Origin of the sequence: Nonomuraea sp. NPDC049504 (assembly GCF_040676845.1) — a bacterium.
Lineage (GTDB): Bacteria > Actinomycetota > Actinomycetes > Streptosporangiales > Streptosporangiaceae > Nonomuraea > Nonomuraea salmonea.
Genome location: NZ_JBFAPT010000023.1, coordinates 61,181 through 85,356, shown reverse-complemented (window position 1 = coordinate 85,356; position 24,176 = coordinate 61,181). Strand labels below are relative to the sequence as shown.

General features: G+C 70.6%; 25 protein-coding genes. 15 read left to right on the top strand and 10 right to left on the bottom strand.

Going from position 1 to position 24,176, the window contains the following annotated elements; all coding sequences use genetic code 11:
• The 3 genes from atpD (at nt 1) to AB0K28_RS36185 (ending at nt 2,329) form a co-directional block, all read left to right on the top strand.
• A complete protein-coding gene (gene atpD / locus AB0K28_RS36195; protein ID WP_345397584.1) occupies nt 1-1,449 on the top strand; it encodes a F0F1 ATP synthase subunit beta in 1,449 nt (482 codons plus the stop codon).
• Between the two features lie 66 nt (nt 1,450-1,515).
• A complete protein-coding gene (locus tag AB0K28_RS36190; RefSeq protein ID WP_344876149.1) occupies nt 1,516-1,917 on the top strand; it encodes a F0F1 ATP synthase subunit epsilon in 402 nt (133 codons plus the stop codon).
• A gap of 31 nt (nt 1,918-1,948) precedes the next feature.
• Nucleotides 1,949-2,329 carry a DUF2550 domain-containing protein gene (locus AB0K28_RS36185; RefSeq protein WP_364378812.1) on the top strand — a complete coding sequence of 127 codons (381 nt, stop codon included), beginning with the start codon at nt 1,949-1,951 and terminating at the stop codon, nt 2,327-2,329.
• Here the strand turns inward: AB0K28_RS36185 and AB0K28_RS36180 are convergent.
• The gene (locus tag AB0K28_RS36180) at nt 2,326-2,916 is read right to left on the bottom strand and encodes a cob(I)yrinic acid a,c-diamide adenosyltransferase (RefSeq protein WP_345397591.1); all 591 of its coding nucleotides are present in this window, start codon (nt 2,914-2,916) and stop codon (nt 2,326-2,328) included. The two genes, AB0K28_RS36185 and AB0K28_RS36180, sit on opposite strands and share 4 nt — an antisense overlap.
• 127 nt (nt 2,917-3,043) lie before the next feature.
• Here AB0K28_RS36180 and AB0K28_RS36175 point away from each other — a divergent pair, with 127 nt between their 5' ends.
• The 4 genes from AB0K28_RS36175 (at nt 3,044) to AB0K28_RS36160 (ending at nt 6,609) form a co-directional block, all read left to right on the top strand.
• Nucleotides 3,044-3,940 carry an ATP-binding cassette domain-containing protein gene (locus tag AB0K28_RS36175; RefSeq protein ID WP_345397594.1) on the top strand — a complete coding sequence of 299 codons (897 nt, stop codon included), beginning with the start codon at nt 3,044-3,046 and terminating at the stop codon, nt 3,938-3,940.
• Entirely contained in the window at nt 3,937-5,046 is a 1,110-nt protein-coding gene (locus tag AB0K28_RS36170) for an ABC transporter permease (protein ID WP_345397597.1), read from the top strand. The genes AB0K28_RS36175 and AB0K28_RS36170 overlap by 4 nt, the downstream gene beginning before the upstream one ends.
• Complete coding sequence (locus tag AB0K28_RS36165; RefSeq protein ID WP_364378807.1) at nt 5,047-6,213, top strand: histidine kinase; 1,167 nt, start codon at nt 5,047-5,049, stop codon at nt 6,211-6,213.
• A gap of 78 nt (nt 6,214-6,291) precedes the next feature.
• On the top strand, nt 6,292-6,609 hold the full coding sequence (locus tag AB0K28_RS36160; RefSeq protein WP_355429893.1) for an STAS domain-containing protein: 318 nt from the start codon (nt 6,292-6,294) through the stop codon (nt 6,607-6,609).
• 118 nt (nt 6,610-6,727) lie between these two features.
• Here the strand turns inward: AB0K28_RS36160 and AB0K28_RS36155 are convergent, their stop codons facing one another.
• The 3 genes from AB0K28_RS36155 to nucS all read right to left on the bottom strand — a co-directional run bounded on the left by AB0K28_RS36155 (nt 6,728) and on the right by nucS (nt 9,693).
• Entirely contained in the window at nt 6,728-7,270 is a 543-nt protein-coding gene (locus AB0K28_RS36155; RefSeq protein WP_345397606.1) for a TetR/AcrR family transcriptional regulator, read from the bottom strand.
• Nucleotides 7,271-7,414: 144 nt separating this feature from the next.
• On the bottom strand, nt 7,415-8,887 hold the full coding sequence (locus tag AB0K28_RS36150; RefSeq protein WP_364378802.1) for an aldehyde dehydrogenase family protein: 1,473 nt from the start codon (nt 8,885-8,887) through the stop codon (nt 7,415-7,417).
• Between the two features lie 143 nt (nt 8,888-9,030).
• Nucleotides 9,031-9,693 (bottom strand): endonuclease NucS, encoded by a 663-nt coding sequence (gene nucS, locus AB0K28_RS36145; protein ID WP_345397609.1) that lies wholly within the window; start codon nt 9,691-9,693, stop codon nt 9,031-9,033.
• A 36-nt stretch (nt 9,694-9,729) separates the two neighbouring features.
• On the opposite strand from nucS, the gene AB0K28_RS36140 reads away from it, so the two are divergent.
• From AB0K28_RS36140 to AB0K28_RS36110, 7 genes are all read left to right on the top strand, one after another.
• On the top strand, nt 9,730-11,187 hold the full coding sequence (locus AB0K28_RS36140; protein WP_364378799.1) for a 3-hydroxyacyl-CoA dehydrogenase NAD-binding domain-containing protein: 1,458 nt from the start codon (nt 9,730-9,732) through the stop codon (nt 11,185-11,187).
• A complete protein-coding gene (locus tag AB0K28_RS36135) occupies nt 11,184-11,474 on the top strand; it encodes an ATP/GTP-binding protein (protein ID WP_364378796.1) in 291 nt (96 codons plus the stop codon). The genes AB0K28_RS36140 and AB0K28_RS36135 overlap by 4 nt, the downstream gene beginning before the upstream one ends.
• A gap of 10 nt (nt 11,475-11,484) precedes the next feature.
• The gene (locus tag AB0K28_RS36130; RefSeq protein WP_345397615.1) at nt 11,485-12,189 is read left to right on the top strand and encodes an alpha/beta fold hydrolase; all 705 of its coding nucleotides are present in this window, start codon (nt 11,485-11,487) and stop codon (nt 12,187-12,189) included.
• Between the two features lie 172 nt (nt 12,190-12,361).
• Nucleotides 12,362-15,640: a LamG-like jellyroll fold domain-containing protein gene (locus AB0K28_RS36125; protein ID WP_364378793.1), complete on the top strand. Its 3,279-nt coding sequence runs from the start codon at nt 12,362-12,364 to the stop codon at nt 15,638-15,640.
• Nucleotides 15,641-15,976: 336 nt separating this feature from the next.
• Entirely contained in the window at nt 15,977-16,762 is a 786-nt protein-coding gene (locus AB0K28_RS36120) for an alpha/beta fold hydrolase (protein WP_364378790.1), read from the top strand.
• Between the two features lie 446 nt (nt 16,763-17,208).
• Nucleotides 17,209-17,634, top strand: a complete 426-nt coding sequence (locus AB0K28_RS36115; protein ID WP_345397633.1) for a helix-turn-helix transcriptional regulator — start codon at nt 17,209-17,211, stop codon at nt 17,632-17,634.
• Nucleotides 17,635-17,639: 5 nt separating this feature from the next.
• Nucleotides 17,640-18,053 carry a VOC family protein gene (locus tag AB0K28_RS36110; RefSeq protein ID WP_345397636.1) on the top strand — a complete coding sequence of 138 codons (414 nt, stop codon included), beginning with the start codon at nt 17,640-17,642 and terminating at the stop codon, nt 18,051-18,053.
• Nucleotides 18,054-18,098: 45 nt separating this feature from the next.
• On the opposite strand, the gene AB0K28_RS36105 is transcribed toward AB0K28_RS36110, so the two are convergent.
• The 3 genes from AB0K28_RS36105 to mce form a co-directional block, all read right to left on the bottom strand.
• Nucleotides 18,099-19,337, bottom strand: coding sequence for an AI-2E family transporter (locus AB0K28_RS36105; RefSeq protein ID WP_364378786.1), 1,239 nt, complete (start codon nt 19,335-19,337; stop codon nt 18,099-18,101).
• Nucleotides 19,338-19,480: 143 nt separating this feature from the next.
• Entirely contained in the window at nt 19,481-20,779 is a 1,299-nt protein-coding gene (locus AB0K28_RS36100; RefSeq protein WP_345397642.1) for a DivIVA domain-containing protein, read from the bottom strand.
• A gap of 204 nt (nt 20,780-20,983) precedes the next feature.
• Nucleotides 20,984-21,406, bottom strand: a complete 423-nt coding sequence (gene mce, locus AB0K28_RS36095; RefSeq protein WP_364378782.1) for a methylmalonyl-CoA epimerase — start codon at nt 21,404-21,406, stop codon at nt 20,984-20,986.
• 85 nt (nt 21,407-21,491) lie between these two features.
• Between mce and AB0K28_RS36090 the strand changes: the two genes are divergently transcribed.
• A complete protein-coding gene (locus tag AB0K28_RS36090; RefSeq protein ID WP_364378779.1) occupies nt 21,492-22,679 on the top strand; it encodes an acetyl-CoA C-acetyltransferase in 1,188 nt (395 codons plus the stop codon).
• Between the two features lie 8 nt (nt 22,680-22,687).
• Here AB0K28_RS36090 and AB0K28_RS36085 read toward each other — a convergent pair whose 3' ends face one another.
• From AB0K28_RS36085 to AB0K28_RS36075, 3 genes are all read right to left on the bottom strand, one after another.
• Entirely contained in the window at nt 22,688-22,990 is a 303-nt protein-coding gene (locus AB0K28_RS36085) for a hypothetical protein (protein WP_364378776.1), read from the bottom strand.
• Nucleotides 22,991-23,199: 209 nt separating this feature from the next.
• Nucleotides 23,200-23,352 (bottom strand): hypothetical protein, encoded by a 153-nt coding sequence (locus tag AB0K28_RS36080; protein ID WP_345397648.1) that lies wholly within the window; start codon nt 23,350-23,352, stop codon nt 23,200-23,202.
• Between the two features lie 142 nt (nt 23,353-23,494).
• Nucleotides 23,495-24,166 (bottom strand): DUF4230 domain-containing protein, encoded by a 672-nt coding sequence (locus AB0K28_RS36075; RefSeq protein WP_345397650.1) that lies wholly within the window; start codon nt 24,164-24,166, stop codon nt 23,495-23,497.
• Nucleotides 24,167-24,176: the final 10 nt, after the last annotated feature.

The following is a 24,176-nucleotide window of genomic DNA, read 5'->3' as shown; positions in this document are numbered from 1 at the left end:
ATGACTGCAGAGGCTGTAGAAACTGTGGAAGCCCCCGCGGCCGGCACTGGCCGCGTGGCACGTGTCACCGGCGCCGTCGTCGACGTGGAGTTCCCCGTCGATGCGATGCCCGACATCTACAACGCGCTCAACGTCGAGGTGACCCTCGGTGGCGAGACCAAGACCCTGACGCTCGAGGTCGCCCAGCACCTGGGCGACAACCTCGTGCGCGCCATCTCCATGCAGCCCACCGACGGCCTGGTCCGCGGCCAGGCGGTGAGCGACTCCGGCGCCCCGATCTCGGTGCCGGTCGGCGACGTCGTCAAGGGCCACGTGTGGAACGCGCTGGGCGAGACGCTCGACGTGCCGACCTCCTCGCTGAAGGTCGAGGAGCGCTGGCCGATCCACCGGCCGTCGCCCCCCTTCGACCAGCTCGAGTCCCGCACCGAGCTGCTGGTCACCGGCATCAAGGTCATCGACCTGCTCACCCCCTACGTGCAGGGTGGGAAGATCGGCCTGTTCGGCGGCGCCGGCGTGGGCAAGACGGTGCTCATCCAGGAGATGATCCGCCGTGTCGCCCGTAACTTCGGCGGTACGTCGTGCTTCGCCGGTGTCGGCGAGCGCACCCGTGAGGGCAACGACCTCTGGCTGGAGATGGAGGAGGCGGACGTCCTCAAGGACACCGCGCTCGTCTTCGGCCAGATGGACGAGCCGCCGGGCACCCGTCTGCGGGTCGCCCTGTCGGCGCTGACGATGGCGGAGTACTTCCGCGATGTGCAGAAGCAGGACGTGCTGCTGTTCATCGACAACATCTTCCGCTTCACGCAGGCCGGTTCCGAGGTCTCGACGCTGCTCGGCCGTATGCCGTCCGCCGTGGGTTACCAGCCCACGCTGGCCGACGAGATGGGTGTGCTCCAGGAGCGCATCACCTCGACGCGTGGTCACTCGATCACCTCCATGCAGGCGATCTACGTCCCCGCGGACGACATCACCGACCCGGCGCCGCACAACGCGTTCGCGCACCTCGACGCGCAGACCGTGCTCTCGCGGCCCATCTCCGAGAAGGGCATCTACCCCGCGGTGGACCCGCTCGACTCCTCCTCCCGCATCCTCGACCCGCAGATCGTGGGCGAGGAGCACTACGCGGTGGCCCAGGAGACCAAGCGGATCCTGCAGAAGTACCGCGAGCTCCAGGACATCATCGCGATCCTCGGTATCGACGAGCTGTCCGAAGAGGACAAGGTCACCGTCCAGCGGGCCCGCCGCATCGAGCGCTTCCTGTCGCACCCGATGTACGCGGCCGAGGCCTTCACCGGCCAGCCGGGCGAGACCGTGCCGCTGGACGAGACCATCGCCTCGTTCAAGGGCCTGTGCGCCGGCGAGTACGACCACCTGCCCGAGCAGGCGTTCTTCATGGTCGGTGGCATCGAGCAGGCCATCGCCAAGGCCAAGGAACTCGAGCGTCGCTAATCGCCCCACGGTGGTGGTACGGCAGGAGCGCCGTGCCACCACCTGATCGGAAAGGAACCTACACAAGTGGCGAAGCTACGCGTAGGGGTTGTCTCACCCGAGCGTGAGATCTGGTCGGGCGAGGCCGACATGGTGATTGCCAAGACCGTGGACGGCGAGATCGGTATTATGCCGCAACACGCACCTGTGCTCGGCGTCCTCGTCGAGGGCGGGGTGCTGCGCGTGAAGCGGGAAGGCGAGCCGGAGCTGGTGGCGGCGGTGCACGGGGGCTTCATCTCCGTCGCCGACGACGAGGTCTCCGTGCTGGCCGAGGTGGCCGAGCTCGGCTCCGAGGTCGACGTGGCGGCGGCTCGTGACGCTCTCGACCGGGCCCAGGCCTCGATCGAGGCCAACCAGGAGGACGCCGACGCGGCCGTCGAGGCCAAGCGTGCCAGGGCCCGCCTGCGTGCGGCGGGCGAAGAGGTTTAATAGCACCTATCAAGCGGGCTCAGGGGGCGGCATGGTGGCGACGGTTGTGATTCTCGTAGTGCTACTTGCCGCCCTCATCGTCGTGCGGGGGGCCATGCTGTCCCGCGCGCGTGGGAGCGTACCGTGTCGGCTGCGCGTGGGGGAGCGCGGATGGCAGAGCGGGGTGGCCCGCTACGCCGACGGGGAGCTCCACTGGATCCCGCTGCTGGGCGTCCGACTCAGGCCGCGTCACGCTATCGCGAGGCGCGGCCTTGTCGTATCCGCCCGCAGGGAGGTCGACGGCGGCCTGTTCGCGGTCGACTGCTCGGGCAGCACCCGGGGCATCTCGCTGGCGATGAGCGCCGACGCCATGACCGGGTTCCTGGCCTGGCTGGAGTCGGCGCCGCCGAGCGCTTATCTGGACGTCGCCTAGCGGGTGCCGCCTGGCTTCCAGAGGATCTCCCTGCCGTCGTGGGCGACGCGGCAGGCGATGAACAGCAGGTCCGACAGGCGGTTGAGGTATTTCGCGGTCAGCGGGTTGGTGTCGTCGTGCGCCCGCATGGCCGCCCACGCCGAGCGCTCGGCACGGCGTACGGTGACGCGGGCGACGTGCAGGGCGGCCGTGGCGGGGTCGCCGCCGGGCAGGATGAAGCTCCGCAGCGGCTTGAGGCCGGCGTTGAAGCGATCGCACTGCTCCTCCAGCCACTCGATGTACGACGCCTCGACCCGCAGCGGCGGGAACTCGGGCTCGGCCACGACCGGCGTGGCGAGGTCCGCCCCCACGTCGAACAGTTCGTTCTGCACCCTGACCAGCACCTCCGCCAGCTCGGCGGGCAGCGTGCCGTGTGACAGCGCGACGCCCAGGTGGGCGTTGGCCTCCTCGACGTCGGCGTAGGCGACGAGCCGGGGGTCGGTCTTGTGGGTGCGGCTGCCATCGACCAGCGACGTGGTGCCGTCGTCACCGGTACGGGTGTAGATGCGGGAGAGTACGACCGGTTTGTCCTTGTCGGCGCGCGTCATGGGCACAGCGTAATGACAAATGTCATCGGGATCGGACGCGGGATGCACCTCGGGCCGGTGATTTCTCCGACTGGCCGGGCCAATGGGGCAAACGCCACCATGGACGCATGACGAAGGAGATGACCTGATGCTCGAGATCAGCGAGCTGCGCAAGACTTTCGCGGGTGGTCCCGGCGCCCCGGGCGGCAAGCTCGCCCTCGACGGCGTCAGCTTCAGCGTACGGCCGGGCGAGATGTACGGCTTCGTCGGCGCGAACGGCGCCGGCAAGACCACGACGATGCGCATCGTGATGGGCGTGCTCCAGGCCGACTCCGGCTCGGTGAGCTGGCAGGGCAGGCCGCTCGGCTACGACGCCCGCCAGCGCTTCGGCTACATGCCGGAAGAGCGCGGGCTGTACCAGAAGATGCGGGTGGGCCAGCAGATCGAGTACTTCGGCCGGCTGCACGGCCTGAGCGCCACGGCCGCCAAGAAGGCCACCGACGACCTGCTGCAGCGCCTGGGACTGATCGAGCGCAGGAACGACGCCGTGCAGGCGCTGTCACTGGGCAACCAGCAAAGGGTCCAGCTCGCGGTGGCGCTGGTGCACGATCCCGAGGTGCTGATCCTCGACGAGCCGTTCTCCGGGCTCGACCCGATCGCGGTGGACGCGCTCGCCGCGGCGCTGCAGGAGCGCTGCAGGAGCGGCGTGCCGGTGATCTTCTCCAGCCACCAGCTGGAGCTGGTGGAGCGGCTGTGCGACTCCGTGGGCATCGTCTCGTCCGGCCGCATGGTGGCCACCGGCACGGTGGAGGAGCTGCGCGCGGCCGAGGGCGGCACGACGGTGGTGGCCGTCCGGGACCCGGCGCCCGGCTGGGCCGACGGCCTGCCCGGCACGGTCACGGTCGACGGCGATCTGCACATCCTTCGCACGAACACGGGTGACGGCCAGGAGCTGCTGCGCCGCGCCATGAAGGCGGGCGCGGTCGAGCGCTTCGGCGCCGAGCACCCGTCGCTCACCGAGATCTTCAAGGAGGCCGTGGCGTGAACGGACTGATGCTGGTCGCCGGGCGTGAGATCACCACGCAGGTCAGGACCAAGGGGTTCGTGATCGGCCTGATCATCACGGCGGTGCTGGTGGGGCTGCTGTCGTACGCGCCCAAGCTGTTCGACGGCGGTGACTCCTACACGGTGGGCACCGTCAACTCCGAGCAGTTGCCGCTGGACCGGGCGGCGCCGGACATCACGTTCGAGTGGCGCCAGTTCGCCGACGAGGCGGCGGCCAAGACCGCCGTGCTGGCGGGCGACGTGGACGCGGTGCTGGTCGACGGCACCAGGGTGCTCACGGACGGCGAGATCGACCAGGAGCTCGGCGTGCTCATGCAGAGCGTGAACCGGGAGGTCAAGCTCGGCGCCGCGGGGGTGAACATCCCGCCGCTGCAGGTCCAGTCGGTGGGTGCGGACACGCGTTACGAGGCGGCCAGGACGGGCATCGCGACGGTCCTCGTCTTCGTGCTCTTCTTCATGATCATCGGTCAGGTCGTGATGGTGGCCATGGGCGTGGTCGAGGAGAAGGGCAGCCGCATCGTCGAGATCCTGCTGGCCTCGGTGCGGCCGTGGCAGCTGCTCGGCGGCAAGATCCTCGGCCTGGGCGTGGTCGGTCTGATCAATCTGGTGACGATCCTGGTCGTCGGCCTGGTCGCGGCCTCGGCCTCGGGCCTCGCCGCGGACTTCCCGCCCGGCATGACCGGGCTCGTGGTGGCGGTCGTGCTCTGGTTCGTGCTCGGTTACGCCTTCTTCGCCACGCTGGCGGCGGCCTCCGGCTCGCTGGTCTCGCGGCAGGAGGAGGTCAACACCGTGATGACGCCGCTCACCATGGTCATCATGGGCACGTACTTCGTGGCCTTCTACGCCGGCAACGAGCCCACGAGCACGCTGGCCACGGTCGGGTCGTTCATCCCGCCCTTCTCCTCGATGATCATGCCGGTGCGGATGGCCGCGACCGAGGTGCCGGTGTGGCAGGTGGCCGCGTCCATGGGGCTCATGATGCTGGGCGTGGCGGGCGTGCTGGCCTTCGGGGCGACGGTGTACCGCCGGGCCGTGCTGCGGACGGGGGCGCGGCTCAAGCTCACCGAAGTCCTCCGTACGCGGTAGATGGACACGATCGAACAGGCGCGTGCGATCACCAAGAGGGTGCTCGGGTTCGCCTTCCTCGCCTCCTGGATCCTGATCGGCCTGGCCGTCTTGAGCGCACTCGCCGACGGTCAGTTCGTCGGGTGGCGGGTGGCGCTGGGCGCGGTCGCCGCGGCCGGCTTCACCTGGGTCGCCTGGCAGGTGGTGGACGAGCTCCTGGACCGCCGCTACCCCACCAGGAAGGTGGGGATGGCGGCGGTCCTCGCCGTGCTCGCGGCAGCCCTGGGCGGGGCCCAGCCGGTCGGGTGGGGTTTCCTGCTCCTGTGCTGGTTGTCGATCGCCGTGCTGGAGATCCCCAAGCGCTGGTCGTACGTGGTGGCGGCCGGCACGTGGGTGACCGGGGTGGGCCTGTCGGCGCTCAGCGGCGGGACGATGCTGTCGGAGATGTTCTCCGGCATGACCCTGATCCAGCGGTTGTTGCTCGACGCGATGGCGTACGGCCTGCTGTGTGTGATCATCCCGCCCTCCAACCGGGTGTGGATGTGGATCTGGAGGCTGGCCGTCGAGGCGCACCGGGGCAAGGAGGCGCACACCAGGCTGGCGCTGGCCGAGGAGCGGCTGCGCTTCTCCCGCGACCTGCACGACCTCGTCGGACATCAGCTCTCCGCCATCGCGGTCAAGACCGAGCTGGCGGTACGCCTGTCGGACGTGGACGCCGGCGCGGCCAAGGCCGAGATGGCCGAGGTGAACGCGCTGACCAGGAAGGCGCTCAAGGAGCTGCGGCAGGCCGTGCGCGGCTACCGCGAGCTTGACTTGACCGCTGAGCTGAATAGCGTGAAAAGTGTGCTCGAAGCGGCGGGGGTCCGCTGCGAGGTGGCGCTGCCCCACCGCGAGTCACCGGACGGAGTGGCGCCGGTGTTCGCGTTCGCGGTGCGCGAGGCGGTGACGAACGTGCTGAAGCACAGCACGGCGACCTTCTGCGACATCTCCTTCCGGTTCACTGCGGACGAGGCCGAGCTGACCGTGCGCAACGACGGTGTGGCCCGCAGGAAGGCGGCCGACCTGGGCAGTGGCCTGGCGGGGCTGAGCGAGCGGCTGGCGGCCGTGGGAGGCGCGATGACCGCCCAGCCGACAGGAGACGGACAATTCCTGCTACGAGCGGTCGTGTCACTCCCGATGGCTGGGTAGGGAGATGGTGAGGTTTTACCTCGTCATGCGCTGTACGCAGCGCTGTGACCACGCCGTGTGCGTGACTGAGGAGGTGGCATGCGCGTCCGGGGCAATCCGCGGGCCCAGGTGGTGAGGATCGGTGCCCGGCTCGACGCCGGCACGTCGGCGGGGGTGCGCGAGCGGCTGCACGAGGCGCTCGACTCCGGCGAAGGAGACCTGATCCTCGATCTCTCCAAGCTGGAGATGATCGACGCGACCGGGCTCGGTGTGCTCGTGGGCGCTCATCGGCGCGCGATCAGCGTGCGACGCCGCCTCGTCCTTCGGGGGGTGCCACCGCGGATCATGCGGATCCTCGCGGTGACCCGGCTGAATCGGGTGCTGAACGTGGAGGTTCCCGAGGCCGCGGTGGCCTGATGTGACATATCGGAGCGGGCGACGATCAGCCGTCGCCCGCTCTTTTTCTGCATTGACTAAATGGCGATTTCGGCCGGGTCACTCCGGCTGCAAATGTGCAATGGTATTGAACGGACGATCAGGTGGGGCCCAGTGCGCGGTTGAAGATGTGCACCGCGACCTCGACGAGTTCGTCGATCTCCGGTTGATCGTCGGCCAGCAGCCATTCGATGAGCAGCTCTTGTAAGGCCCCTATGGCGCCCAGCGCGACCAGCCGCCGATTGAGGCCGCCGGCGAGCGGGAAATCGGCGGACGCCTCCTCGACGAGCTTGGCGAAGGAGCCGATCGCACGCTGGCGGGACAGGGCCAGGACGTCGCCTGATCGGCGTACTTCGACGTGCATGATGCGCGCTCGCCGCCAGTCGGCGGTGGCGAACTCGATATACGCGCGAATGCCGGCCGTCACCCGGCCGTCGAGCGTGGCAGGCGCGTCCTGAACGGCCTTCGCGACGACGGCCAGGCTTTCGTCCACGCAGCGCTCGTGCAACGCCTGCAGCAACTCTTCGCGGCCGCCGAAACATTCGTAGAAGGCCCTGTTGGAGATCCGCGCCTCCGAGCAGAGCCTTTCGATGGTCGTCGCCGCGAAACCCGGCTTCGCGTATAGCGTGTACGCGGCCGTCATCAGCCGCTCTCGTCTGTCTGCCAGCCTTTGCTCAGCCGACATTCCCCGGTAAGACCGGTTCACATTCCACCCGTCCAACATGATCGTGGCCCCCAGAGCACACAATTATGGACGGATGATCGGATCTGGGAAAGGGTAAGAAGATTACCTTTTACGTCTTCCATGCAAGAACGTGACAAGCCTGACCAGTCGCTCAAGTTCGGCGGGGCCCCTGTTGAACGAGGTGATGTTCATCCCCGGCATCGCGAAGCGCTGCCGCGAGATGGCCTTGGGCCTGGCGAATTCCCGCAATCCGTCGGCGCCGTGGATGCGGCCGAACCCCGAGTCGCCGACTCCGCCGAACGGCAGCGAGGGCACTCCCGCGAACGAGATGACCGAGTTGATGGCCGTCATGCCGCTGCGCATCAGGCGGGCCAGCTCGGTGGCGCGGCGGGCGTTGCGGCTGAAGATGGTGCCGCCCAGCCCGTACGCCGAGGCGTTGGCCAGCTCCAGCGCCTCCTGCGCGTCGCGGGTGCGGCGGACGGTGATGGTCGGGCCGAAGGTCTCCTCGCGGACGGCGGGGGAGTCCTCGGGCACGTCCTCGACGATCACCGGATCCACGTACGGCGCCCTGACCGCGCCGGAGCCGCCGGTGACCGTCCTGCCCGCCTTGACCGCGTCGTCGATGTGCCGCTTGATGACGTCCACCTGGCCCGGCATGGTGATCGGGCCGTAGTCCTCGCCCGCCTTCAGCCGGGCCGCCCGGCCGGTCAGCTCGCGCATGAAGCCGTCGTAGACCGCGTCCACCACGTAGACCCGCTCGACGCCCACGCAGGTCTGGCCGGCGTTCGACATGGCGCCCCACAGGCAGGCGTCGGCGGCGGCGGCGAGGTCGGCGTCGGCGTCCACGATGAAGGCGTCCTTGCCGCCGCACTCGGCGACGATCGGGGTGAGGTTCTCGGCGCAGGCCGCCATCACCCGCTTGGCCGTCGCGGTGGAGCCGGTGAAGGCCACCTTCTTCACCCGGGGGTCGCCGGCCAGCGCCGCGCCGGTCTCGCCGAGGCCCGTGACGGTCTGGAAGACGTCGTGCTCCGGCACCGACTCCCTGAACAGCTCGGCCAGGCGCACCCCGATGCCGGGGGTCAGCTCGCTGGGCTTGAACACGACGGCGTTGCCGGCCGCGAGCGCGTACGCGATGGAGCCCATGGGGGTGAAGACCGGGTAGTTCCACGGGCCGATGACGCCGACGACGCCGAGCGGCAGGTATTCGAGGGTGGCGGCCAGGTTGAGGCCGATCATGCCGGTGTTGACCCGGCGGCGGCCGAGCACCTTGGCGGCGTTGCGGGCCGCCCAGTCGAGGTGGGTGACGGCCAGGACCAGCTCCAGCGTGGCGTCGCCGACGGGCTTGCCGTTCTCCTCGTGCACCAGCGCGGCCAGCTCCCTGATGTGCTGGGTGAGCACCGCCTTGTAGTCGAGCAGCCGGCGCCTGCGCTCGGCGTGGCCCAGCGCGGCCCACCACGCGGCGGCCGTCTCCGCCCGGCCCACGGCCTCGTGCACGGCCTCGGGAGTGGCCTTCGGGTGGCTCCCGACGACCGCGCCGGTCGCCGGGTTGAGTGAGTCGAACGTCAGGGTCGTCATGGCGTCACGATAATCCGGTAAGCCACCGCTTACCAGAATGTCCGGAGACGTCCGTGGCGGCCGCTGAAGGCGGGGCCGCCGTAGAGGGCCTGGCCGGTGGGCGTTCGGCCCGCAGGGGCGCGTGCAGCGCCGTGCACGGGCGCTCAGAACAGCGTGGGGTTCTCCGGCTCGATGCCGCGCAGGGCGTCGTAGTCGAGGGTGACGCAGCCGATGCCGCGGTCGGCGGCGAGGACGCGGGCCTGCGGCTTGATCTCCTGGGCCGCGAACACCCCGCGTACGGGCGCCAGGAGCGGATCGCGGTTGAGCAGCTCCAGATAGCGAGTGAGCTGCTCGACCCCGTCGATCTCGCCCCGGCGCTTGATCTCCACCGCCACCGTCGCGCCCGAGGCGTCGCGGCACAGGATGTCGACGGGACCGATGGCCGTCATGTATTCGCGGCGGATGAGGGAGTAGCCGGGGCCGAGCGTCGTGATGTGCTCGGCGAGCAGCTCCTGCAGGTGGGCCTCGACGCCGTCCTTGATCAGGCCCGGGTCGACGCCCAGCTCGTGACTGGAGTCGTGGAGGATCTCGGCCATCGTCAGAACCAGCTTCTCGCCGGTCTTGCCGTGGGTGACCGTCCAGGTCTCGCCGTCCTCTTTGAGCTTGCACGGCGGATTCATCCAGTTGAGCGGCTTGAAGGCGCGGTCGTCGGCGTGGATGCTCACGCTGCCGTCGGCCTTGATGAGCACGAGTCTTGGGGCCATCGGCAGGTGAGCCGTGAGCCGTCCGATGTAATCCACGCTGCAGCGCGCGATGACCAGCCGCATGACCGTCCACCTTAGTGCCTCTGGAAAACTGAAGGCATGGCGTTCGAACGGGTGGGTGTGGTCGGCCTGGGCACGATGGGGGCCGGCATCGCGGAGGTGTTCGCACGGGCGGGGCTGCGCGTGCTCGGTGTCGAGGCCGACGCAGAGGCGCTCGCGCGCGGCCGCTCGCTGCTGGAGGGCTCCACTGGGCGGGCGCTCGACAAGGGCAGGCTCACCGGGGAAGAACGCGCCGCGATCCTGGGCCGGGTCACGCTGACCACCTCCAGGGAGGACCTGCGCGAGGCCGATCTCGTCATCGAGGCCATCCCCGAGCACCTCGACCTCAAGCTCGCGCTCTTCGCCGACCTCGATCGCATCTGCAAGCCCGAGACCGTGCTCGCCACCAACACCTCGTCCCTGTCCGTGACGGCGATCGCCGCCGCCACCGGGCGGCCAGGCCGCGTCGTCGGCCTGCACTTCTTCAACCCCGCGCCGGTCATGCGGCTGGTCGAGGTGGTGCGCACCGTGCTGAGCGAGCCCGGCGTCGTCGACGAGGTCGCCGGGCTGGCGGGCCGGCTCGGCAAGACCGCCGTGACCGTGGGCGACCGGGCCGGGTTCGTGGTCAACCGGCTCCTGCTGCCCTACCTCAACCACGCCGCCGTGCTGCTGGAGCTGGGCGTGGCCACCCGCGACGACATCGACGCCGTCATGCGGCTCGGCGCGGGGCTGCCCATGGGGCCGTTCACGCTGCTCGACCTGATCGGGCTCGACACCGCGTACGAGATCATGGGAGTGCTCCACGACGAGACCCGCGACCGGCGCCACGCGCCGTCGCCGCTGCTGCGCGAGCTGGTCACCGCCGGGCGGCTGGGCCGCAAGTCGGGCGCCGGGTTCTACTCCGGCGAGCCGCCACGTGCCCCTGACGGCGGGTCGCGGCCGGGGGTGACGGCGTTCGAGGTGGCCGGGCCTGGGGCCGACGAGCTGGCCGAGCGGCTCGGCGCGGCCGGGTTCAAGCGGTCGGGCGACGATCCCGACGTCGTGCTGCGGCTGGCCGACCGGCCGGTGGTCGAGCACGCCGTACGCCTGCGCGACCCCGCCAAGCTGGTCGGCGTGCGGTTGCACGGCGACCGGGCGGCCGAGCTGGCCGTCACCGCGCTCACCTCGCCCGCCGCCGTGGCCGCCGCGAGCGACCTGATGAAGGTGCTGGGCCTCGCGGCCGTGCCGTGCAAGGACCGCGCCGGGTTCGTCGCCGACGCGTTGCTGCTGCCCTACCTCAACGACGCCGTCCGCATGTACGACGCCGGCTACGCCTCCATCGCCGACATCGACACCGCCATGCGCCTGGGCTGCGGCTACCCCGCCGGGCCCTTCGCGACCATGGAGACCATGGGCCTCGCCCGCGTACGCGACGGCCTGCGCGCCCTCTACGCCGAGTACCGCGAGCCCGCCTTCGCCCCCGCCCCCCTGCTCGATCAGCTCGTCGTCGCCGGCGCGAGCACGTTCCCCCGCTCATGAGCCCCCGCCGCGCCCGCCGCAGGGAGTCCACCCGCCCCTTCGGCTTCCCGACCGGGCTGGACAAGGTGGAGGAGTGGCCCGACGGCGAGTGGAAGGTCCGCGTGCTCACCGGTGCCTCCTCGACGAAGAACTACCGCTGTCCCGGCTGCGATCAGGAGATCCGCAGCGGGCAGCCGCACCTGGTGGCCTGGCCCAACTGGCCGGGCGGCGACGAGGAGCGCCGCCACTGGCACCAGGCCTGCTGGCGTAAGAGACTCGACCGCGGCCCGGGCCGCACCCGCTACTGAAGGGATCGATGTGGAGATTCGCGCGGCGACCGTGCTGCCCGCCCGGCGCGAGCCGATCGAGCTGCACACGGCCGACGGCCTGACCCTGGTCGGCGAGCTGGCCCAGCCCCTCGACCGGCCGCCGGTGGCGACGCTGGTCACCCTGCACCCGCTGCCCACCCACGGCGGGTTCATGGACAGCCACGTCTACAAGAAGGCGGCCAACCGGCTGCCCGCGCTGGCCGACCTGGCCGTGCTGCGCTTCAACACGCGCGGCACCTCCTCCGAGCGCGGCACCTCACAAGGCACGTTCGACGGAGGCGAGGGCGAGCGGTTCGACGTGGCGGCGGCCCTCGAATACGCCGAGTTCCACGACCTGCCCCGCGTCTGGGTCGTCGGCTGGTCGTTCGGCACCGAGCTGACGCTGAAGTGGGCGCACGACCCGCTGGTCGAGGGGGCGATCCTGCTGTCGCCGCCGCTGCACAGGGCCACCGACGCCGACCTCGACAAGTGGGCGGAGTTCGGGCGGCCGCTGGTGGCGCTGGTGCCGGAGTTCGACGACTACCTGCGGCCCGACGAGGCCAAGGCGCGCTTCGCGCGGGTGCCGCAGGCCGAGGTGATCGGCGTCGACGGGGCCAAGCACCTGTGGGTGGGGGAGCCGTACGTACGGATCGTGCTCGACGAGATCGTCCGGCGGGTCAACCCCGCCGCGTCGCCGCTGCCCACGGAGGTATGACGGTTCTCTCCATCGTGCCCGCCCGCGCTGAAGAGAATTTTGAGCATTATGAGCAGAACTCTGGTGTTCGCGATCGACGCGGGTGAAAATCCGATCATCACGTGAAGATCGTGGAGACGCCGGGCGTTCGCATGTCCGCGCGTCATCCCTGCTCAGCATGGGCGAGGCACGTATGCGATTAGTGCACGGGCTGGTGGCGGCGGCGTTATCGATCACGACTCTGGCGGTGGCACCACCTTCGGTGGCGGAAGAGGCACCAAGTCCCAGCCCTCCGGCTGGGCGGGCTGCTCCACCGCAGCCGGCCGACCCCGAGCGGGCCGCGGCCGCGCGGGCCCGCCGTGACGGGCGGCCGGTCGAGGTGGAGGCGCTGCGCAGCGAGACCCGTACGGTCTTCGCCCAGCCCGACGGCACCATGAAGATGGAGCTGAACGTGCGCCCGGTCCGCGTCCGCAAGGACGACCGCTGGGTGCCCGTGGACACCACGTTGCACCTGCGCCCCGACGGCGCGGTCGAGCCGGTCGCCGCGGCGGTAGGGCTGACGTTCTCCGGCGGCGGCGACCGCGCGCTCGCCCGCCTCTCGCGCGGCGGCAAGTCGATGGAGCTGGGCTGGACCGGCCCGCTGCCCACCCCCACGCTGAGCGGCGACACCGCCACCTACGCCGAGGTCAGGCCCGGCGTGGACCTCCAGGTCACCGCCGACGTGGACGGCTTCTCCCACGTGCTGGTCGTCAAGTCGCGGGCCGCGGCCGAGAGCCTGACCGAGCTGGCGTACCCGCTCGCCGCACAAGGGCTGGAGCTGGAAACCGACGCGGCCGGCAACCTGGAGGCGATCGACGGCAACGGCGGCACGCTGTTCATCGCGCCGACCCCCAAGATGTGGGACTCGAAGGGCCTGCCCGACCAGAAGGCGTTCAAGGAGGGCCGCTCACCCGAGGCCCGCGAGGCCGTCATGGACGTGGAGCTGAAGGACAAGAAGCTGCGGCTGCGGCCGGATCGCAGGATGATGACCGATCCCGGCACGAAGTTCCCCATCTACCTCGACCCGTACTTCTCGGCCGCGCGCAACGCCTGGACGGCCGTGTGGAGCAACTGGCCCAACTCCAACTACCTCAACTCCAGCGACGTCGCCCGCGTGGGGCACGTCGAGTCGCAGAAGAACCGCTCGTTCTTCCAGATGAACACCGGCTCGACCATCCACGGCAAGCAGATCATCTCGGCGACGCTGCGCACGTACGAGACGTGGTCGTACTCCTGCAGCGCCCGCAAGGTCGAGGCGTGGGCCACCAACACCATCAGCAAGTCCACCACCTGGAACAAGCAGCCCTCCTGGGTGACCAAGCTGGACACCAAGAACGTCGCCAAGGGCTGGGGCACGAGCTGCAAGCCCGGCGGCGTGGAGTTCAACGTCACGCCGCAGGTCGTCAACGCCGCCGCGAACAACTGGGCGAACGTCACGATCGGCCTGCGCGCCACCAGCGAGACCGACGTCTACGCGTGGAAGAAGTTCAGGAACAACCCGAGCCTGAACATCGAGTACAACTCCTACCCCGGCGTCCCCGCGGCCGCCGACGTGTGGTCGGACCCGGGCGGCCCCTGCGTCTCCGGTGACGACCGGCCGGTCATCAGCACCGCCACGCCCAAGCTGTGGGCCAGGCTGAAGGACGCCGACAACTCGGTCAAGGGCCGCTTCGAGTGGTACGACGAGGCCGGCACCAAGACCGGCGAGTACGTCACCCCCTCCGGCTCGTCGGGCACCGCCTTCTCCGCCACGATCCCGCAGGCGCTCTTCGCCGACGGCGCGCTCGTCCGCTGGCGGGTGCGGGCCGAGGACGGCAAGGCCAACAGCGCGTGGAGCCCGTGGTGCGAGGCCACCGTAGACGCCACCGCCCCCGGCAGGGAGCCGGTCGTCACCTCCACGGACTACACGGAGAACGGCTGGAGCGACGGCGCCGGTCTGGCGGGCGCGTTCACCTTCGACCCCGACGGCGTCACCGACGTGGCCGCCTACGTCTACGGCCTGGACACCACGCCGAAGACCGAGGTGGCGGCGGGCGCCGACGGCCGGGCCACGATCCGGCTCACCCCGTCGCACGACGGCCCCAACGTGCTGGCCGTGCGCAGCAAGGACCGCGCGGGCCAGCTCGGCCCCATCCGCATCTACGTCTTCAACGTCAACCCTGGGCGGGCGCCCGCCGCCCACTGGACGATGGACGACGGCCAGGGCGGCGCCGCCGCCGACGCCACAGGGGCGCACCCCGCCACGCTGTACGGCGCCACCTGGACCTCGGGCCGCACCGGCGGCGCGCTCCGGCTGGCCGGCGCCTACGCCCAGGCGTCAGGGCCGGTCGTCGACACCACCCGCAACTACACCGTCGCCGCGTGGGCCCGCCTGACCGGCACCGCCGGCGACGCCACCGTCCTCACCCAGGAGGGCACGAGGACGGGCGCGTTCGCGCTGCAGTACGCCACGGCCGACAACCGCTGGGCGCTGGTCGCGCCCGGCTCCGACACGGACGGCGCACCCGCCGCCCGTGCCCTGTCGGCCGCCGCGCCACGCCTCAACGAATGGGTCCACCTGACCGGCGTCCACGACTCCGCGGCGGGCCGGATCTCGCTCTACGTGAACGGCAGGCTGGAGGGCACCGCCGCCGTCACCACCGCATGGAACGCCACAGGCCCCCTGACGATCGGCCGCGGAAAGGTCGCCGGGGCGGCTTCGGGCCACTGGCCCGGGGACGTCGACGAGGTGCGCGTCTATGACCGCGCGCTGTTCGCCGACGAGGTCGCCGATCTGGTCAACAGCGCTGCCACGCTGGTCGGCCACTGGAAGCTGGACGAGGAGTCCGGCTCGTCGGCGGCCGACTCCTCGGGCCGGGCGACCGCCGCGTCGCTGTCCGGAGCCGCCTCGTGGACGTCGGGCTGGCTGGACGGGGCACTCGCGCTCGACGGCGTCAACGGGCACGCCCAGACCGGCGGTCCCGTGGTGGACACCAGGTCGAGCTTCACCGTCACCGCCTGGACCCAGCTCGACTACCTTCCTGCCCGCGACAGCGCGGCCGTGGCCCAGCCCGGCAGCAGGGCCGCCGGGTTCCAGCTCGGCTTCGACAAGGAGCAGGGCAGATGGACGCTCGGCATGGCGGCCGCCGACACCGACGCCGCCGCCCTCGTACGGACGCGCTCCGACGCCATCCCCAACCCGATGGAGTGGACGCACGTGGCCGGCGTGTACGACGCGCTCGCCGGTCAGCTGCGGGTCTACGTCAACGGGCGGCTGGCCTCCACCACCGTCACCAGCCACCTGAGCACGTGGAACGCCACCGGGCCCGTGCAACTCGGGCGGACGAAGCTGGCGGGCGCCTTCACCGGCTACTGGCCGGGGGCCGTGGACGACGTCCGTGCGTATGACGGGGCGCTGAGCGCGGAGCAGATCGCCGCGCTCGCCGCCCAGTGATCGGCTGATCTGAGGGCCCGGCGGCTCGAAGACGAAGACGAGGTACGTCTCGTACGCCGCCGGGCCCTCGGCGCGGCGGGCGTTGACCGCGTGCAGCGCGTCGAGGAGGAAGCCGGCGTTGGTGGGCCGGCGTTGGTGGCGTCGGGAAGGGCGGGACGCTTTCCTGCCAGGTTTCACCTCGGGGGCCCGGGACGGTCGCGCCTGGATTGTGCGGGTGTTTTATGCGGCGGGCAAAGTCACTTTTAGGGCGGACATTAGCTGTGTGCGGCATTTAGCGAGATATTTGGCATGGGCCATTGAGTGAATGTCGCCGTGAACCGCGTTACCGTGAGGTCCGTGCAGCTCTACACGAGATCGGCCGGGACCGGAATCCCGCTTGTGCTGCTTCATGCGTTCCCGCTCTCGTCCGCCATGTGGCTGGCCCAGCGCGAAGGGCTAGCCAAGGTCTGCCGCGTCATCACGCCTGACCTGCGCGGCTTCGGCGGGTCGCGGCTGGGCGACGACGAGCCGTCACTCGACCTGATGGCCGACGACGTCGCCGCCCTGCTCGACGCGGAGGGCATCGACAAGGCCGTGATCGGCGGACTGTCCATGGGCGGCTACGTGACCATGGCGTTCTGCCGGCGGCATCCCGACCGGGTGCTCGGCGTCATCCTGGCCGACACCAAGGCCAGCCCCGACCCGCCCCCGGCCAGGGACAACCGCGAGCGCATCGCGCAGGCCGTGCTCGAGTCCGGCAGCGAGGTGCTGGTCAGCGAGGTCCTGCCCGCGCTCATCGGGCCGACGACCAAGGAACGCCGTGCCATGGTGTTCGGCCGCGTCAAGGGCCTCGTCCAGTCGGCGCCACCCGGCGCGGTCGCCTGGGCCCAGCGCGCGATGGCCGCCCGCCCCGACTCCTTCGACACCCTGACCGCGCTGAAGGTGCCGCTGCTGGTCATCGTGGGCGAGGAAGACGAGCTCTCACCACCGTCCGACGCCGCCGCCATGGCCAAGGCAGTCCCTGACGGCCGCTTGGAGATCATCCCGAAGGCCGGCCACCTGACCGCCGTCGAACAACCAGAAGCCTTCAACACCGCGGTCACGGAATTCCTCCGCACAGAACTCCCCACCCCCCGCCCCTGACCCCCGGGCATACGCACCGCCCATCTCCGCCAACCTGCGCGGTCACGCTCCGCCCACCCCCGACGTGCGCACAGAACCGCGCGACCTGGCCCGCGCACGGGGCTGCGCGCCACCCGACGTGCGCACAGAACCGCGCAGCCTGGCCTGAGCACGGGGCTGCGCGGCCTGGCCCGCGCGCGGAATCGCGCCCCCGACCGGGACGTGCGCTTGTGGGGCGGGTGGCTCCTGCCTGGGTGGGGTCTGCCCCATCGCCCTTTGGGGCGGGATGTGTGGGGCGGGTGGCGTCGGCCGGGCGCGGAGCTGTGCATCCGCCCACCCCCAAGAAGGCTGTGCATCCGCCCACCCCCAAGAAGGACGTGCAGCTGTGCGGCGGGGTCTGTTCCCAGGACGTCGGGGTGCGGGGCCGGGGGCCGGGGGTTGTCGGTGGGGTGTGGCATGCTGGCGGCGTGACGCTTGAGGACCTGGTTCGGTTGCGGCGAGCGCGGGATGTGATCAACCGCGACTACGCCGAGCCGCTCGACGTGCCCGCGCTGGCGCGCGTCGCCCTCATGTCGCCGGGCCACTTCTCGCGCAGTTTCCGCGCGGCCTTCGGGGAGACCCCCTACAGCTATCTCATGACGCGCCGCATCGAGCGGGCCAAGGCGCTGCTGCGGCGCGGCGACATGTCGGTGACCGAGGTGTGCTTCGCGGTCGGCTGTACGTCGCTGGGCTCGTTCAGCTCGCGCTTCACCGAGCTGGTCGGCGAGAGCCCGAGCGCCTACCGCGCCCGCGACCACCACGAGCTGGCCGCCGTCCCGTCCTGCTACGCGAAGATCTACCTGCGGCCGGTCCGCCGTCATCCGGGCAAGACCGCCGACCGCCACGTAACGTGACGGGCATGGACATCCGACTCAACACCTGCTTCATCGCGGTCGACGACCACGACAAAGCGCTCGCCTTCTACCGCGACGTCCTCGGCTTGGAGGTACGCAACGACGTCGGCTTCGAGGGCATGCGCTGGATCACCCTCGGCTCGCCGTCCCAGCCCGACGTCAACATCGTCCTCGAGCCACCGCTGGCCGACCCCGACGCCTCGCCCGCCGACCGCCAGGCCATGGCGGAGCTGCTGGCCAAGGGCCTGCTGCGGGCGGTCATCTTCGAGGTCGACGACTGCGACGCCACGTACGAGCGCATCAGGGACGCCGGCGGTGACGTGCTGCAGGAGCCGATGGACCAGCCGTACGGCGTGCGCGACTTCGCCGTCCGCGACCCGGCGGGCAACCTGCTGCGCATCAACCAGGCGGCCAGGTAGCGCGCCCGGTCAGGCAGATCCTGGCGGGGCACCACGGCCGTCCGGTCAGGCGCGGTCCTGGCGGGGCACCACGACCTCCCTGATGACCAGCGCGATGGCCGCCGCCACCGGGATGGCCAGTAGCGCGCCGACGATGCCGAGCAGCGCGCCGCCGAACAGCGCGGCGATCACGGTCACCGCGGGCGTGACGTCGACCGAGCGCTTCATCACCCGGGGATAGACGAAGTAGTTCTCGACCTGCTGGTAGACCACGAAGAAGATGGCGCAGGCGATGCCGGCGGGCAGTGAGTCGAGCAGCGCGACCCCGGTCACGATCACCGCGCCGATCGTGGCGCCGACCAGCGGGATCAGGTCCGTCAGCGCCACGACGAGGGCGAGCGCGAGCGCGTACTGGACGCCGATGATCGACAGGAAGATCCAGGCCAGCACGCCGGCGATCAGGGAGATGAGCACGTTGCCCGCGACGTAACCGCCGATGCCGCCGAGGATCTCCTCGCTCATCGCCCGCGTACGCGCCCGCCGCGAGGCCGGGACGAGCTTGAGCAGATACTCCTTGATCGTGTGCAGCGAGCCGAGGAAGTACAGCATGAGCACCAGCAGCGTCACCGTGGTGAAGACGCCGTTGAGCACCACCAGCCCCGCGCCCATGATGCCACTGGCCAGCGCCGGCCCCAGCGTGGCCGTCACGAACGTGCGGATCTGGGGGAGTATCTGATAGTCGGCGTCGAGCTGCCGCAACGTCGGATGGTTGCTCAGCTCGGTGATGTAACCAGGCACGGCGTCGACGAACTCGCTGAGCTGCTTGCTGACGGGCGGCACGATCGCCAGCCCGAACAGCACGAACGCCACGATGACGCCGATGAACACGATGGCGATCGCGCCCCGCCTGGCCAGGCCCCGGCGCTGGAGCGCCTCGACCGCCGGGTTGAGCCCGACGGCCAGGAACATCGCGACGACGACCAGGATGATCGTGCTCAGCGAGGCCACGATCATCTGGGCGAGCGCGAGCGCCGTCAGCACGCCTAGCCCGCCGACCAGCCCGAACAGGAACGGGCCGCGCGCCAGCGGCTTCCCCGGCAGTCCGTACGGCGTCTCGCCGCCGTCGGCGCCCTGCTCCCGCGCCTGCTCCCGCGCCTGCTTCCGCGCTGGGGAGCGCTCGAAGTCCTCGTGCCAGGGGCCTCCGGAACCGCCGTCGCGGGAGCCGCCGTCCGCGTCGGGCACGGGATCGGCCGAAGGGGTGCGGGCTTCGTCCCGCTCGGTCGCGGGTCCGGCGTCTGCCGACAACGGGGAACTCCAGAAAGGCTCGGTGACAACGCAGCATGACGGGCTCGTACCGGTTCGTACACGCCCGACGGCAAAGAGAGAGCCTAGCGACCGTGTGATCGCCAGGCTCTCCCCAGCCGTCGTTCAGCCCCCGTGCGCGGTCGTTACTCCTGCCACCACTCCGCGTCGTCCTCGGCCTTGGCCTCAGCCTTGGGAGCGGGCGTCGTCGCCGGAGCGGCCGGCTCGGCGGCCGGTGCCGCGGCGGCGAGAGCGGGCTTCGGCGGAGCCGCGGTGACCGCGGCCTCGGAGGACTCCATGCCCGGCAGCGCGGCGCCGCCGAGGAGCTGGCGGAGCTGGGCCAGGTGGCTGGTGATGCTGTCACGCTGGCGGGTCAGCTCGTCGACCTGACGCTGCATGGCGGTGCGGGTGCGCTCGGCCTCGTTCTTCGCCTCGGTGACGATGGTCTCGGCGCTCGTCTTGGCCTCGGCCACGATGGTATCGGCGCTCTTGCGCGCGTTGGCGACCAGCTGCTTGGCGTGCAGGTCGGCCTCGCGGCGGGTCTGCTCGGCCTGCTGCGTGGCCTTCGTGGCCCGCGACTCGGCGGTGGCGGCGCGCTGCTCGGCCTCGGCGACCAGCTTCTGTGTGGCGGCCTGGGCGGTGGCGTGGCGCTCTGCCTCCTGGCGCTCGGCCTCCTCGCGGCGGGCGGCGAGCTGGATCTCGAACTCGGCCTCGTCCTGGGCCCGCTTGGCCTCGGACTCCTCCAGCACCCGCTGCGCCTGCGCGCGCATCTCGTCGGCCTGCCGCTTGGCGGTGGTCAGCACCTCGTCGCGCTCGCGCTTGGTCGAGGCCCGCAGCTGGGCGACCTCGCGCTCGGTGGTGGTGCGGAGCTTGGCGATCTCCCGCTCGGCGTCGGCGCGCTTCTCCGCCACCTCGTGGTCGGCGGTGGCGCGCAGCTTGGCGGCCTCGCGCTCGGTGGTGTTGGTCAGCTCGTCGGCCTCGCGGCGGGCGGTGGAGCGGATGTCCTCGGCCTCGCGCTCGGCGGTCGTGCGCATCTCGTCGCTCTCGCGGGTGGCCTGGGCGCGCTTGTCGGCGGCCTCGGCCTCGGCGGCGGCGCGCAGGTCGGCGGCCTCGACCTTGGCGGCGGCCTTGATCTCGTTGGCCTCGGACCTGGCGGCCTGGACGAGCTCGGTGGCCTGCTCCTCGGCCAGGCGGAGAAGCTGCTCGATGCGGGCGCCGAGACCGGAGTAGGTGGGGCGCTCCTGCTCCTGCAGCTGGCGCTGGGAGTCGGACAGGTCGCGCTGGAGGGCGGTGACCTGCTCGCGGGCCTGGCGGAGCTCCCCGTCGAGCTGCTTGAGATGGTCGTGGACCTGGTGCCGGTCGTAGCCGCGCAGCACCACGTCGAACTCGCGTGCTGGGGCGTCCTCGAAGAAGTTGTTGAGCTGGGCGTCGATGTCGGACTGCATGGAGGCTCGATCCTGGGTTGTCGAGACGGCTACACGGGCCGGACGGGGGGTTCGGGGCATCCGTACCAGGAGCCTGTGCCTCTCGGCAGGCCCCATGTCCGGTGGAAGGTCAAGCGTACTCCGCTGGTGCCGCGTGCGAAGCCCCGTCCAACTTTCTGCGTGACTAGTTACATATGAACGGTTTTTACGTTTTGTGGTGGTTTGCTATCGCTTGGCCGCTTGGACCAGCTCTGTAAGCATTCCGCCCACGTCCTTGGGATGCAGGAACGCGATTTCCGAGCCCATCGACCCGTGCCTGGGACGCTCGTCCAGGAGTCTCACACCTTTCTCGCTGATCTGGGACATGGCATCGGCGACGTCGGGCACCCCGAATGCCACGTGATGGACGCCCTCGCCCCGCTTAGCCAGGAATTTTCCCACAGGCGAGTCGTCGGAGAGCGGCTCGAGGAGCTGAATGTAGGAGCCCCCGCCTTCGCCGTCGGCGATGTGCAGCATGGCCTCCTTCACCCCTTGCTCCTCGTTGACCTCCCTGGCGACGACCTCCAGTTCGAACAGGCGGGAGAACAGCTCGATCTTCTCCTCGAGGTCGCGGCAGGCGATCCCTATGTGGTCGATACGCAGGAACATGTGTGGTCCACCTCCATGGCGAGCGGTGTCGTACCCGTGGGTATGGTGTCAAAGACCCGACGCGCGAGCACAGGAGGCCGTTGTCATGTCAGGTTCCGTCATCGTCGCCGGAGCTCGCACCCCCATCGGCAGGCTGCTCGGTTCGCTGTCCGGGCTGCAGGCCGTCGAGCTCGGCGGCATCGCCATCAAGGCGGCGCTGGAGCGGGCCGGGGTCGCGCCCGACGCGGTCGAGTACGTCATCATGGGCCAGGTCCTCCAGGCCGGCGCCGGGCAGATCCCCTCACGCCAGGCCGCCGTCAAGGCCGGCATCCCGATGACCGTCCCCTCCATCACGATCAACAAGGTGTGCCTGTCGGGCCTCGACGCCATCGCGCTGGCCGACCAGCTCATCAGGGCGGGCGAGTTCGACATCGTGGTGGCCGGCGGCATGGAGTCCATGACCAACGCGCCCCACCTGCTGCCGGGGCTGCGCAGGGGCGTCAAGTACGGCGGGTCGGAGGTCGTCGACTCGATGGCGCACGACGGCCTGTTCTGCGCGTTCGACCAGTGCGCGATGGGCGAGTCCACCGAGCGCTACAACGCCAGGCTCGGCATCGGCCGCGAGGAGCAGGACGACCTGTCGGCCCGTTCACACCAGCTCGCCGCCGCCGCGATCAAGAACGGCGTCTTCGAGGACGAGATCGTCCCCGTCGAGATCCCGCAGCGCAGGGGCGAGCCGGTCGTCGTCAAGGAGGACGAGGGCGTACGCGGTGACACCACCGCCGAGACGCTCGCCAAGCTCCGCCCCGCCTTCGCCGCCGACGGCACGATCACTGCGGGCTCCGCCTCCCAGATCTCCGACGGCGCCTGCGCGGTCGTCGTCATGTCGAAGTCGAAGGCCGAGGAGCTGGGGCTGCCCTGGCTGGCCGAGATCGGCCGCCACGGCAACGTCGCGGGCCCCGACGCGTCCCTGCAGTCGCAGCCCGCCAACGCCATCAAGCACGCCATGGCCAGGCAGGGCGTCACGGCCGACGACCTCGACCTGGTGGAGATCAACGAGGCGTTCGCCAGCGTGGTGCTCCAGTCGGTCAAGGAGCTGGGCGTGCCGCTCGACAAGGTCAACGTCAACGGCGGCGGCATCGCGCTCGGCCACCCGATCGGCGCGTCGGGCGCCCGCATCGTGCTCACGCTGGCCCACGAGCTGCGCCGCAGGGGCGGCGGGCTGGGCGCGGCCGGTCTGTGCGGTGGCGGCGGCCAGGGCGACGCGCTGCTGATCAGCGTCCCCAGGTCCTGAGCCCGATGTCAGGGGTCGGGCTCCGTCGTCATGCGGACGTCGGCGGCGTCGCCGGTGGTGATGACGCCTGAGTTGTCGCCCTTGACGACCACGGAGCCTGGTCCGGAGCCCGGTCCAGGACCTGTGGGCGGGTCGCCGCGGACGACGCCGTACACCGAGACTCCCAGCCCGGCCAGGCCGACGAACGCGCCGATCACCCCGGCCAGTTTGTCGGCCTCGTCCAGCCCCGCCCGCGCGACGTAGACGACCAGCCCCGCCAGGGCGACGACCGCGACCGCGGAGCCGCTCCACACCAGTGCGAGCCTGCTCATACCGGCATCATCCTCCGTACACGGACGATCGCACAATGTGACGGCAGATGGGCAGACGCGAAGCCCCGGTCCGCCAGGAACGGGACCGGGGCCTCGTGATGCCGTCTCCCTGAGCCCGACCAGGATTCGGGCTGGAACGCGGCCGCCCCGCTAAGGGGGCGCTTCAGCCCGGCCGCGAGGGAGGGTGCGGCCGGGCTGCTTGTGGGCGGTCATGAGGACAGCAGACGGGCGAACACCGAGCGGTGCCGGCGCTCGGCCGGCCGCTCCTGCCCCGCCTCGCGTGCGCGGCGGTGCTCGGCGGCCGCGCGGCGCAGTTCGGAGGCGTGGTGCTGCATGACGGTGTATTCGAGTTCGGCGTGCATCCGAGTGCTCCTTCGGTTCGTTCCCTGCACTCTCAAGACTCCGCCTAAGGCCCCCATCCGCACATCGGGCGGATGTCCTATCTCTCGGCACAGGCGCGGACGGTAAGTACTTAGACGGGTGCGAGGAACGCCTAAGGCGCCTCTAGGGCTCGTCGGTGAACTTCACCGTGACCTTCGTGAAGCCCAGCGACCTGAGCATGCCGGACAGCATCGCCTTGGTGTTGGCGTCGGCCCTGGCCCGCAGGTCGCTCGCCACGGCCGCCTCGGAGATCTTCTTCTCCGCCAGGAGATAGAGCTCGCGCTGGTCGGCGGGGGAGCCGGACAGGAAGTCGCTCACCCGGTCGAACAGGCCGCGCTGGTGGGCGAAGACGTAGGAGCGGTTGTTGTCCAGGTTCGGCTTCTCGAGCTGCGCGCGCGGCACGCGTACGGTGGCCTCGGTGCGGTCCTGCGACACCGTCACGCCGTTCGTGGCGAGCGTCGAGAAGTCCACGTACGCGTCCACGCCGCCCGCTCCGACGAACAACGTGCGCGTGCCCTTGATGGCGTCCGGCAGGAAGGCGGCGTCCTTCTCCAGGTCGACGACCACCTGGAAGTTCCCCGTCGCGGCCTCGAACCTGCTCAGGTCCTTGATGGACTGCAGCAGCACCGGCTGGCTGCGGTCGATGGTCCGCTCGCCCAGCGGGTCGAGCCACGACCAGGCCAGCCGCCCGGCCACCACCAGCAGCACCGCCACGACCAGCAGGCCCGCCGCGAGCCGCCACCACCGGCGCCGCCCCGAGGCCACCGCGGGCGGCGTCGTCTGGGAAGTCGTCATGCGAGCATGA